This window comes from Haliea sp. (assembly GCF_040222615.1).
In the GTDB taxonomy this organism is placed as follows: Bacteria; Pseudomonadota; Gammaproteobacteria; order Pseudomonadales; family Halieaceae; genus Haliea.
Genome location: NZ_JAVKCQ010000093.1, coordinates 1 through 13187, shown reverse-complemented (window position 1 = coordinate 13187; position 13187 = coordinate 1). Strand labels below are relative to the sequence as shown.

At 59.6% G+C, this 13187-nt stretch carries 5 protein-coding genes; 3 read left to right on the top strand and 2 right to left on the bottom strand.

Annotated features, from left to right (window positions below):
- The first annotated feature begins 110 nt into the window (after positions 1 to 110).
- The gene (locus tag RJQ10_RS07900) at positions 111 to 410 is read left to right on the top strand and encodes a hypothetical protein (RefSeq protein WP_350145354.1); all 300 of its coding nucleotides are present in this window, start codon (positions 111 to 113) and stop codon (positions 408 to 410) included.
- On the opposite strand, the gene RJQ10_RS07895 is transcribed toward RJQ10_RS07900, so the two are convergent.
- Complete coding sequence (locus tag RJQ10_RS07895) at positions 404 to 1393, bottom strand: aldo/keto reductase (RefSeq protein WP_350145352.1); 990 nt, start codon at positions 1391 to 1393, stop codon at positions 404 to 406. The two genes, RJQ10_RS07900 and RJQ10_RS07895, sit on opposite strands and share 7 nt — an antisense overlap.
- Before the next feature lie 340 nt (positions 1394 to 1733).
- Here RJQ10_RS07895 and RJQ10_RS07890 point away from each other — a divergent pair, with 340 nt between their 5' ends.
- Complete coding sequence (locus RJQ10_RS07890) at positions 1734 to 2996, top strand: M24 family metallopeptidase (RefSeq protein ID WP_350145350.1); 1263 nt, start codon at positions 1734 to 1736, stop codon at positions 2994 to 2996.
- Between the two features lie 146 nt (positions 2997 to 3142).
- Here RJQ10_RS07890 and RJQ10_RS07885 read toward each other — a convergent pair whose 3' ends face one another.
- Positions 3143 to 11923, bottom strand: coding sequence for a putative Ig domain-containing protein (locus RJQ10_RS07885; protein ID WP_350145349.1), 8781 nt, complete (start codon positions 11921 to 11923; stop codon positions 3143 to 3145).
- Between the two features lie 20 nt (positions 11924 to 11943).
- On the opposite strand from RJQ10_RS07885, the gene RJQ10_RS07880 reads away from it, so the two are divergent.
- A partial coding sequence (locus RJQ10_RS07880; protein ID WP_350145347.1) for a winged helix-turn-helix domain-containing protein occupies positions 11944 to 13187 on the top strand: 1244 nt, incomplete at its 3' end.

The following is a 13187-nucleotide window of genomic DNA, read 5'->3' as shown; positions in this document are numbered from 1 at the left end:
CTTTCTACCTCCGGTGACTCACCTGGCTGAACACTGAGAATCAGGGCCTGCGGTCAGCCAGAAGCGCCCGTTCAGACCTGGCCAGCTATGGTGAGCAGGCCAATCAGGCCGTGGATGAGCAGTACAAGTCAGACAGTTACTGGATCCTGGGCGCCGCAGTAAAAGCCAGGGGCTACAACGCGTTCTTGCAGGGCCAGTTCAGACACAGCGATGTAGAGTATGACCGGGGAGATTTGAACACCGCACGTGTGGAGGCGTGGGCCGGCTATAGCCACTCCTTCGGCAACGGATTTCGCCTCACCTATCTACTGCGTGGACACACATCAGAGCTAGAACGTGGCACCGGTGACCGCATCCTCTGCTCCGACTTCGCATTTCAATTCGAACAATCAAGCGGGAAGCTCTATTGATGGCCCAGAACCCGGTGTGGCTGGTACACCTCCTCCAATCGGGCCAGATCTTCCGTGCTCAACTCAATCTCCAGTGCCGCGACCGCATCCTCGAGGTGCTGCATTTTGCTGGCACCAACAATGGGAGAGGTAATCTCCGGCCTCGCCAGTACCCAAGCCAGAGCGAGCTGCATGGAGGGCAAGCCCCTGTCTGAAGCCACTTCCCGCAATCGCTCCGCGACGGCAAAGTCGGCGTCCTGGTAGTAAAACCGTTGCGCAACCTTGTCGCCATCGGCACGCGCGGTATTGCGAGCCCTGTCTCCACCGTTGCCCGCGAGAAAGCCTCGCGCCAGCGGCGACCAGGGCAGGACTCCCACACCCATGTCGTTGCACAGGGGCAGCATTTCCCGTTCCTCTTCGCGATAAACCAGGTTGTACTGGGGCTGCATGGACACCAACCGTGTCCAGCCGTTGAGCTGGGCTGTGTACTGTGCCTTGCTGAACTGCCAGGCATGCATGGAGGACGCCCCCAGGTACAGGACCTTGCCGGCCTTCACCAGGTCGTGAAGCGCTTCCATGGTTTCTGCTATAGGCGTCTGGTAGTCCCAGCGATGAATCTGATAGAGATCAATGTAGTCCGTCCCCAAACGCCGGAGGCTGGCGTCCACCGCTTCAAAAATGTGCTTGCGGGACAAGCCGCCACCATTGGGGCCCTTGAAAATCGGAAAATAGACCTTGGTGGCAATCACCACCTCCTCGCGTCGTGCGAAGTCTTTCAGCGCACGACCGAGTACTTCTTCACTCTTACCGTGGGCGTAGTAGTCTGCTGTATCAAAGCAGTTGATACCCAAATCGAGTGCACGCTGGATGAAGGGGCGACTCTGTGCTTCATCGAGGGTCCAGGCATCGTGGGTGTGCTCGCCACCGGACTTGCCGTAGGTCATGCAGCCCAGCGTCAGGCGAGACACCTTCAAGCCGGATTTGCCGACATTGACATATTCCATAGTCATTTCCCGAATTATCTCCAGATTCAAGTGTTGCCGAGCATATACTCAGCAAGGATTTTCCGCTCATCAAAGTAGCCCCCAACAGCACCATTATTGAGGTGGCGCAAGCCGTCCATATATGACTAAACAGTGTCAAAGATTATCACCAACCTGTAGTGAGCCGCTGCCAGTTGTAAGGGATTCAGCTGTGGCTTCATGAGTACGGGTTGAAGTTCATCCCATTCTCGCGCCCTTGACGGGGTGTCACATAGTCGACAATATTCGAATTTTATTCAAGAATATGCATTCACGGGGCAGGCACCAATCCCACGTCAGTTGGCCTTCAAAGGAGATTGTTATGAGACGGGAAGCAAGCGATAGGCTACGTGCCAAGCTATTGGAATCTGGCGCTGCGGGCATGGTGCTTACCACCACCGACAACGTGGGATATTTGAGTGGATTTGAGTCGGTCATGGATGGGTGGCGATTGCCAGAGCCAATATCCGCGGTGTTTTTGCCGGCGTCAGCTGATTTGCCTGTGACACTGTTCCTGCCGGAAGCAAGCCTGATTAGCCTGGTCGTGGCTGCGAGGGAGGGGCAGGATCTGCTCTTCGATCGCCTGCGAACGTTTGATTTCCTTAATTTTTGTATCACCGCCAGATCCGTGGACATGGACCTGGAACTGCCGGCCGATGTAGTCGAGGAGCTCAATGCGCTCGCAACCTGTATTGATGGGAGCTGTGCGTCAAACATCATCAATGCGCTGGCCGAGTGTCTCCGACACCAGGGACTGGTTGGCAAGACTGTACTGTTTGATGATATGCGTGTCGGTATGGCGCTGAACCAGGCGAGTGGACAGAAATACGCGGATGGACTCGAAACCATCATGGCCGCTCGCTCGATTAAAACGTCGGCTGAGCTGGATATCTTCCGCGAAACCGGGAAAAAAGCCGATAGAGTAATGGAATTCACTGTGGGCGAGTTGCGCAGTGGACGAAGCTGGGCGGAGATCGAGAAGCGGGTGTCCCACTTCATGATTGATGAGGACATTGACCCGTTACCCCATAGCCCGATGTTGTTTGGCGGTAGCTATGACACCATCTTCAGGCCCGATTTGTTTCGTACGTTCTACGACAAGCCCTTTTCCCATGGTGATATCGCGATACTTGAAACGCAGGGGCGGTACAAAAATACCTGGATTGATATCAATCGAACAGCGCATTTCGGAGAGGCTCCTCCAGCCTTTCGCGAACAGCATGCTCAAATTCAGCGCTGTTTTTCAGAGATGGTGGCGCAACTGAAGCCCGGAGCGAATACCGCTGAAATTTGTGCGTCAGTTCGCTCTTCCACAGCACGGGATCTGACTGTCCCCGAAAAATTGCTGATGATTATCCATTCCATCGGACGCGTGCCGCTGGAAAGCCCCGTGCCTTTTCCGTCGACCGGACTACTGGCTGCCACAGAGGGCTTCGAGGTCAAGCCATCCATGGTGCTCAGTGTGGACTGCCTTTATTTCGGAAGCCGCTACGGGCCTTCACATATGGAAAACGTATTCCTGATTGGCGAGGACGGGGCGGACAGCATCTACAAGTATCCTCTGGAATTGATTGAGGTAGACTGACGGGTCTTCATTGTTAAGTGGGGAGAGCCGGCAAGCGGACACAACAACCCCCGCAGCGGCGGGGTCTCAGGGGGTTGCGTTGTTACTTTGAAAGTCGTCCAAAGACGTGTTTTAACGGATTCAGTCGCAACGTGCAGGACGCATGATCAAGGCGATGACGCGCGATACGTGTTCCAGCCAATTTCGGTTGCTTTTTTAGCGCCCTCGACAAAGAAGTCAAATCCGGCCGAGTTCGCGAAAAGCTTACCCGGACCAACCATCACCTCCGCCCGCATGATAATTAACGACTGACTGGATACATCCTCGAGAAGGGCAGACGCCAGGGCACCTTTTTTGCCAGTATCAGTACGCGCGTAGTATGACAGCAGGACAAACGCATCGTCACCCGGCTGCAATTTGGCCAAAAGCTGACTCGCCGTTCTCTGGGTGCCGGCAGGGCCGCTGCTGGTCGCAGCCCTCAGGCTCGCCTCGGAGGGACCGGGTTTGAACACTCCCGGACTCCAGATGCCGAACGTGACTGTCTCCGCGATCATGTTAATGAAAAAGACCTGCACTACATTGCCGCCTGACACCGCCGGCTTGTTGCCCAACAGCAAGCTGGAAGAAATCGCTCCGGCCACGCCGGTAAATGTGTTGATGGCTGCTTTGGAGGCAATCATGCCGGCGTATAGCAGGCCTTTCCTTGTTGCAGCGGTTGCTGCAGTGGCAAAGCCTTTCGCCACGTTGCCGACGAGGCCACCACCAATCGCACCAAAAATCGCCGACGTTGTCGCGTTCACGATAACCTCTTTCACAGTGACTTCGCCACCCAGGAGTGCCCGTATTCCATCTGAAGCTATAGAGATAACCGCATTGATCGCCGCCGCGATACCCAGTTCCTTCAGCGTGACCTCACCAGAAGGATCGCTGTACATCACGGGGTTGGCGTTGGCATAAAGGTAGCGGTGCAGCGATACCGGATCCCGCGCATTGCCACCGAAGGGATCGCGACTGATGAAGCGCCCCGTGCCCGGATCGTAATAGCGCGCCCGAAGGTACAGCAGTCCCTCCCCGCCGGCCTGCCACTCCCCCGAGAAACCATAGGGGTTATCCGCGCTTCCCGTGCGACTCCGAACGGACCCGAAAGCCGTGTAATCGTAGCTGTCGCTCACTCCACCGGCCTCGTCGGTGAGAAGGCGTACGCTGCCAGTAGCGTCGGCATGGTAGAACCGGTCACTGCTGCCATCGTCCGCCGACAGCAGACGATCACCCCAGTAATACTCGGCTAGCGGGGTGTCACTGCCGTCGACTGCGACCAGTGTCTGGTCGTAGCCAGTGAGACTGTTCTCATCAAACAGAAAGTTCTGTTCGTCGCCGCCCACGGTGCGTTGCCGCCGCTTGCCTCGGGCATCGTAGGCGTAGCTTGTCGTCCCGGTAGAGGTGGTCACGCGCAGCAGTTGCCCCTCCGCATCGTAGGTATAGCTGATCGTACCTTGAGGAGCCGTGCGCGAGACGAGACGGCCGTTGGGGTCATAAAAAAAGCTGGATGTACCCGCACTCAGGAGCTTGTCCGCCGAATCATAGGCCAGCAGGGTTCGAGCCTGCCCCGAAATCTGCCGAGTCAGTCGATTGCCAACCGGATCGTAGGTGAAGGTCTGTTCGAAAATCACGACACCGCCCGCATTGCGATGCGTCTCCTGCAGCAGTCGGTCGGCAGCGTCGTAATTGTAGACAACCGATTCGCCGTTACCGTGGTCTACCCGCGTGCGTCGACCCCCCGCGTCGAGCGTGTAGTCGTACGACGCGAGTGTGGACCCGCCCTTACGATGCTCGATACGAGTGAGCTGGTTGACGTTGTCATAGGTGAACGTGCTGACCACGTCGTTTGGATAAGCAATGGAAGCGACATTACCTACCGGATCGTAGCTGTAGGTCGTGGTATCACCGTCAGGTTCGGCCACAGTGTGCAGCCGGTTCAATGCATCGTAGGTATAGTTGGTGGTGCGCGCCGCCTGACCATTCACCTGTGTCGTCAGGGATGTACGATTACCAACGCCGTCGTAATCATACCGAACACTATGCCCACCCTCTGACCGGATCTCGCTGACCCTGCCGTCGGGATCGTAGTCGTATTCAACGGTTCCCCACAGGTTCGTTGCCCCGGCAAGTCGACCTTCCGCATCATAACGGAAGGACTCGCTGCTTTCGCCGCTGAGGTCTCGGCCGGTCGGCCGTCCAAACCCGTCGAAGGTGGCATCAATGTACTTGCCATCCGGAAGAACGGTTTGCTCAACCTGTCCCGCGGCGTTGTACGCATACCGCTCTGTGCTGCCATCCGGGTATTGCGTCTCGATCAATCGATCATTGGCGTCGTACACCATACGGGTCTTGCGGCCGTTGGCGTCGGTATGACTGATGCGATTGTCATTCTTGTCATAGCTAAACGTGGTCACAGCGCCATGGGTCTCCGTCACGGAAATCAGGTTGCTGTTGCCGTCATAGCGGTAACTCCTGGTCCTGCCCAGCCGGTCAGTTTCGGCGACCACGTTGCCAACCGCGTCGTAGTCAGTCGAATCACGGGTGCCATCCGGATATTCGGTCTCTAAGAGCCGATCGAGGGCGTCGTAGCGATAGCGGGTGAGGTTACCGCGGGCGTCGAGCCGGGAAGTCAAGTTGCCGACAAGGTCGTAGCTGAACACGGTGCGGTTACCGAGAGCGTCGGTCAGCACGGTGTTTCGACCGGCGGCGTCGTATTCGTAGGTCGTCACGTTGCCAGAGGGATCGGTCTCGGTAAGGAGACGGCCTTCCAGGTCGTAGCTGGATTCAAAGACACTGCCGGCAGGAAGCAGGCGACGAACCTGTCTCCCGAGGGGATCATACTCATAACGCGTCTCGTTCCCGGACCCGTCAACCGTTGTAATTCGGTTCCCGCGCCCGTCGTAGAAATGCCGCGTCACGGAACCATCCGGATCAACCACGCTGATGACATTCCCCGTCGCGTCCTCGGTAACCGTCACCGTGTTACCGTCCGCGTCCTGCATGGAGAGCAATTCGCCCAGGGGGTTGAAGCCAAAGCCCATGGTGTTCCCCGCGGGAGCCGTCACCGCGGTCAGCAGTCCGCGACCGTCGCGGCTGTAGGTATCGCTACCACCACGGGCGTCTTCCCGCGACAGCGAATTGCCGTTCGCGTCAAAGCGGCGCTGCAGACGATTTCCACGGCCGTCCACATACGCAGTCTGGAAACCGCGGGAATCGTACTCGAATCGCTTGACGATACCGCGCCCGTCGGTCTCGGCCACAAGATTCCCGGCGGCATCGGTGGTCAGTGCGCGGATGTTGCCCGCCGGGTCCTCTATGGACTTCAGACGGCCATTGCTTCCATACGCATAGCGGGTCTGACGGCCCAGGGCGTCCTCCTCCCGTGTAACCCTGTCCGAGGCGTCATAGGTAAACCGGGTTACTGCACCCAGAGGATCTGTCTCTGTCAGCAGGTTGTCCCGATTATCGTAGCTGTACGTCGTTGTCTCACCCTCGGCATTGGTCGTCGACAGTGTATTGCCACGAACATCGTACGTGTTGGTGGTAATACCTCCCAGCGGGTCAGTTACCCGTATAACATTGCCATTCTCGTCGTAGTCGTACACTGTGACGAAGCCATCGGCATCTGTAATCTGCTCCTGTCGAGCGCCCACGTCGTGATCGAAAGTGGTGGTCTCCCCATTGCCATTGGTAACGCTTATCAGTCGACCCAGCTCATCGTACTCATTCCTTGCAATCGCCCGGTTCAGTGGGTCGGTTATCCCGATGATGTGGTGATCTGCGTCGTAGTCGTACCGCGTGACGTAGTCTTCCTGGTCGCTATGCGTACGCAGATCACCGTTTGTATCGTAGCGGTAGGACTGCGAAAAGCCGACCGGGTCAGTGATCCGGGTAATCCGGCCCAGCGCATCGCGCTCGAGATTTACCACCGTACCGTTGGAGTGCGCAATGCTTGTCGCCGTCAGCGTCAACACCTGGCCACCCGGCGTCGCGATTCGCTGAACACCGTCGACCCGGTCAACATCGACCTGCGTACCATCCGGCGCGGTATATCGAAACAACGTGGGATCGTACACGCTGCCGTCACTATCCAGTCTCAGGCTCACCGGACCGGGTTGCGGCTCTAGAATGCTGACATTGTTGGACTCCAGGCTTGTCAGCGTGCCCAGCGTACCGGGCAGGGCGCGGAAGCTCACGGACTGGGAGAAAGGCGGAAAGGGTACGATCGGTGAGACCTTTGGCGCCACGACCATCTCGAACGCCTCGATACGCCCACCGGGCAGGCGCAGCGCGGCGATATGCACGTCATTGTCCGCAAGCCCGTAGCTCAAGCCCTGCCGGAATACCTGCCACCCGGACCCCAGCTCCCGATTCGTTCGCAGCTCAATGCTCTCGAGACCTAGCCGCCAACCCACGCCAAAATCACCGACTCGCTTGTCGCGGCTGTCATAGGTCCGGGCCAGAGTGATGGGAATGCCGTTCAAAGGCAGCTGAAGATCCACGTAGCGCAGGGTGAAATTGCCCACCTTGAGCTGCGAGTCAACCATGACCGTGATCGTGTCTTCGCTGACATTCCCGCCGCGGTCGAATACCTGCAGCCTCAGCGTGTAAAGACCGTTCAGTAACGTCGTTGGATCAAAGTCGGCGAACGGTCCGGAACTCACTGTGTTCGTACCCTCCGCAAAGACGATGAAGTCATCCTCACCCGCATAGCGGTAGGCCAGTTGCCATCGCAAGCGGTTGGTATCGCTGGCAATTCCCCTGACCGCCACAGGCGCAGTCAGAGCGTCCCCATTGCCCGGCGCTTCAATTCGCGCGATGGGGGCCAGGTCATCGTCTACCCGTGCCACCACCGTGAAGTCGGCGCTGCCCGTGACGCCGTGGAGGCGCGCTTCGGCCGTGAAATTTCCGGCGCTGTTTGCAGAGAACGTCGGCCCGCGGGTCCAGCTTGCAAGGCGTGTCACGTCCTGCGCTGTGCCGTCCGTAAAGATGCCCATAGCGCGCAGCGGCTGCGGCTCACCGGTAAGCAGACGCCGGTCGCTGGGGCTGACCTCAATGGACGCCAGCGTCTTGTTGCCGTCAATGCCGTTACAGCTCTGGTCGATCCCATCCCCGTCTATTTCCGGTGCGCCGGGATAGATCGCATCGGCCTCGTCGTTACAATCGCCCTCATTCGGGGTGAAGCCATCGCCATCGCCATCGGTGTCCGCCCGCGACGGGCCGCTGGAAAGGGTAACGCGTACTGCCGCACCGAGTTCGGCAACCGCACCGGCGGGTGGGTTCTGCGCGAGCACGATTCCCGCGTCAACTACCGGGTCGGACCGGAAGAAGCGCGATCCCAGTTCAAGATCGGCGGCAGCCAGGGCACTGCCAGCGCCTGCCTCGCTGAGACCAATGAGCTCCGGCACGGCCACCGGGTCGCCCACCGTGAGGGTGAATATCTGCGCCGAGGACAGGCCGAGGGTATCGGTAGCGGCCAGTGAGACCGGGTAAGCCCCGTTGCTGTCCGCGTACCAATCAATGGCGCCAGTTGCCGGGTCCATTGTCATACCCGGAGGACCGTTCAACAGCTCGAAACTGACCGCATCACCCGGGTCCACGTCTGTCACCAGGGGCTGGTAGCGATAGGACACTCCCGCGCTGGTCGCTCGGTCCGGTTCACTCAGGAAAAATGGCGGATTGCCGTTGGGTCGAACTTCGATATTCACAGTCGCAGTAGCCGAGTCAAACTCACCGTCGCTCGCGCTGTAGGTGAAGCTGTCGCGCTCCGGCTCCAGCGGATCGATATCCGGCTGAATCATGTGCCAGCCGTTGCGCCCCGGCTGCAACCAGTGCGGCGCGATGCTGCTGGGCACGCTGCCGTCTACATTGATCCAGGTAGGGTGGCTGTTTGTGCCAGAGCGAATGCCTCGCGCCGGCGGGAATGGCTCACCGGGGAGGTTGTCCCAGATCTGCACGGTGTCTGCACCAAACTCCGTTGCCATGTTGGTGATGATCTCAGCGGAACCGTCGCCGTCAACATCCGCTACGGTGAGCGCCTGATCGTAGTTATTGTTGGCTAACCCCGGCTGAAAAGTGATGACCGCGCCGGTTTCTCCATTAATGATGTACAGGCCGCCCTCCTGCTGCCCGCCGCCGGGCATGGCCAGGGGTGGCGCCTTGAACTGGATAAGCTCGTCGATGCCGTCGTTATTGAAATCAAAGGCGACCGGCGTCGAGGACCGTGACTCGGTGAATGTCTGTACAACAAACCCCTCGTCGACCTGATCCCAGAGGGGTTGCCCGTCGCTGTCGAAGGCACGCAAGGTTCTATCAACGCTACTTCCGCCATCCGACGGCAGCATCATCACAAACTCCGGGAACGGGTCTCCGTCCAACTCAGCCACGGTGATATCCGAGTAGGGGGCGGCGAATCCGCGACTATCGTAGGGCACCTGCCACTGTACGGCCCCATCATGGGAAAACAGGTAAAAATTCGAGGCATCGATGCCCAGAATTTCCGGAAACGCATCGTTATCAAAATTGGCGATGGCGACATTAAGAAAGTCGCTTCCGCCACCCGGTATGGTCTGCTCCACAGGCAGCTCAAAAAGCAGATTGCCCTCGTGATCCAGCACCAGCTGGTTCCAGATAATCTCGGTATCGCCGTCCATATCCAGGTCGACGATGGTCGGTGTGACGGCACGCGCGACGGTTCGCGTAATACCGCCTATGTACTCCCACAGAATTTCGCCGGTGCGGCCGTCGTAGGCCACCACCGCGTTACCAAAGGTATTGTTAAAAGTTGCGACACCGCCCACGTTAGTGAAACCGACAATGAGTTCCGTATCGCCGTCACCGTCCAGATCAACCGGAACCGGGCTTGCGTTTTGATGAAACGCATTTCCCACGCGGGGAAAAGAGACAACCTCAGACAGCCCCTCTGCGGGCCAATTTGCGAGCTGCGAGCCATCGAGATTTACGGCATAGAGCGCCTGCGGAAAGCTGGTGGTGGGAATTTGAGTGTTGAATCGGAAATACTGACTGACCAGCTCAAGCTCCGGGTCGTCGTCGAGATTGACCAGTGTTGTCAGCGAGGTCACCGATGCAGCACCGAGATCTTCGCTGATGGAGGCCGTGGTCGATGAGCAGTCGCTGGGGTCCACAACAAACACCTCTGTGAACAGTCCGTTACGGCCTCCCCCCACTAAGCCCACGAGCTCCACGTCGCCGTCACCGTCCACATCGGCTGCTGACATTGTGCCCGCACTGACACGCGCTGCGGTGCGGCACTTTTCAACGATCCCTATTGTAATGGGTTCGGCAGTCACGGGCGTATAGCTAAAGCTACCATCGGCGCTAAAGGCATCAACCGTGCCTTTGGTGGGGTCAGTCAGGCGGGTGCCGGCGAGCGCATCGCCCTGGGGATCGCTGTCGTTCTGCAGCACGCCCTCTGGCGCCGGTATCATCAATGTCTCGCCTTTGCGGGCAATATACACGTCATCCACTGCTGTCGGAGCGGTGTTCAGCGGCGTCGCCGTCACGGTAAAGGATCCAAAATCCACCGCACCAGCTGCATCCGCCACCTCCACTACCACATCCGCCGTGCGCCCCTGAGTGGCCTGCGGCGTCCAGCTTAATGCCCCTGTATCCGGATCAATACTCATTCCCGCAGGACCGTTGATGAGGCGAAAGGTCAGCGTGTCGCCGGCGTCAGGATCGGTAGCGCTGACCTGAGCAGAGAGCGGAGTACCTACCCGCAGAGTCTGCGCGGCAGGGACCGTCAGGACCGGCGGGGCGTTGTCCTGCGGCGCTGCTGTTTCGGTAAACACCGTGATCACGAAGCTCGCCTCGTGCGTACGCGCCGTGTCGTCCGTCGCCCGCACGGTGACTGCGCTGTCGCCGACATCGCCGTCCCCGGGCGTCCAGCTCAGGACACCCGCCGGCGACACCGACAGGCCCCCGGGGCCGCTCACCAGCTCCCAGGCAAGCGTTGCACGGGGGTCCGGATCGGCCGCAAACAGGGTCATCTCGAACAGCGTACCCGCCGGAATCGAGCGGTCCCCGGGGCCGAGAATGATCGGTGCCGTCTCGCCCGGTTCAAACGGCAGTTGCGAACACACCGTGTCCAGCACATTAATCCTGGCGTCGCGGTTGCAGTCGCCATCGCCCGGCAGCAGGCCGCGCTCGAGAATGCGCTCAACGATCAGCCGCACGTCCTCGGCGTTGATCAGGCCATCGTTATTGGCATCGCCGGGCAGGTTCTGCGCCTGGCTCAGCGGCGCCAGTGTCCCGAGCAGCGCAAACGCCAGCAGTGACCCGGCAGCGCCACGCCATGTCAGCACCGCATGGCGCCGGGCGAGCGACACCATTATCGCCATGAGCAGAAGGAGAGCCCAGGCCGGGCTGGCGGGAATCACCTCGGGCTCGACCGGCGCGTGGGCCCCGCCCGTGATGGTGATGGTGCCCGGCGTCAGTGATGCGGGTGAGATGGCCTGCGCCACGGCGTCGGAGATCACGACGTTATCGAAGGTAAGCGCGGTGCTGCCCGCGACTGCCGTGTCGGCCACTGCCAGGTTGATTGTTGCCAGGCCCCCCGCACCCAGCGCCACGACCGGCGCTGTCGTGATCACTACCCGGTCACGCCCGGAGCCGATGGGGTTGCTGGCAATGCTGTGGCTGCCGGTCAGAACGGCCCCGCCATTCACCGTGCCGATGGACACGATGGCGGGGTCATAGAGAATATCGAACTGCAGGGCTACCGCCGAGCCATCGGTGCCGATGGTCGCCGTGACGGAGCCGCTGTCACCGGCAGCCAGCGAGGCATCGCCCAGGGTCAGGGAGACCTGGGCTCGCGCACCGTCAACAGAGCACAGCAAAAGACAGACGAGGCCCAGACACCGTCCGCCGACGCTGAAAAAGTCACCCATGGCACTCCCCGGCAGCATGTATGACCCGGGAACGGTGTGTCACCGGCTACTGCTTTATGCTCAGAATAGGCAACAGGTCACAGTCTCTACTTGACCTTTTCCTGACATTGCATGACATTATTGAATTTATGGGGAATTTTTCCGGCACATCGACCCTCCGCGGCGAAGCGAACACAGGACGGGCCCGGATGGATGCAAAGGGTGAAGCAGATACCGTGCTTACCTATGGGTTTGCAGGTTTTCGCCTTTCGACCCGGCGCCAGTGCCTGCATTACGGCGACGAGGAGTTCGCTCTCAGCACCAAGTTGTACTACCTGCTGCTTGCGTTTCTTGAACGGCCGGGAGAGGTACTGACGAAAGACGACATCACCCGGGCCGCATGGCCTAATCAGGTGGTGACCGATGCCGCAATCGCCAAGCAGGTTCAGCGCCTGCGGCTTTTACTCGTTGACACGGGTCGGGATACCCCGCTCATTGAAACTCACCGCGGCGTGGGGTACCGGCTGACCTGCAACGTCACCCCCGATTACGTTGCCAGTGCCTCGGAAACTGCCCGTCAATACCGGCGACGGTGGCCGCAACTTGTTGCCACGACGTTGCTGCTGCTCGGTGTGTCGACCTGGCTGGTGGTCGATTCCCGAGGCAATCGCACTGTCATAGGCAATGACGTTGCACCGACACTCGCCATGCAGCCGGTTGTCGGTGATGCCGCGGCATTGACGGAAGGCGTCGCCGAGTATCTGGCCGCGCGACTGGGTCCTTCAACGGATATCGCGCCGATGGTTAGCCTTGAAGGCGAACCGGTTTCGGGAACAGACCTGAGCGGTCTGCGTCTGGCAAAAGTCAGGATCGGTCCCGTCGCAGCTTTTCATCTTGCGCGACAGGGCGCGACCTACCAGCTCACCCTGAGCTTCAGGGACGGGGAGCGTTCGCGGCAGGAACAGCTTGCGGGTGACTCCATTACCGCCTTACTCGACGACGCCGTGCGCTGGGTGGGCACGCAGGCCGGCAGCCTTCCGAGCGCGCCTGCACCCGCCGCTTCCTATGCATTGGCGAGCTACTTTGAAGGACTGGCTGCAACGGGAAGCGGCGGTGCCTGTGGTCGCGCAATGGAATACTACCAGGCAGCCATTGCTGCCAACCCGGAGTTTCACCGCGCGCGATTGCGACTGGCACGCTGTGCGCGCGCGCTGGGGCGCCCGCTCGAGGCTGCTGCAGCGGCCGTTGCATTGCTTGCGAGGGAAGGACATACCGTGCCCGCCCT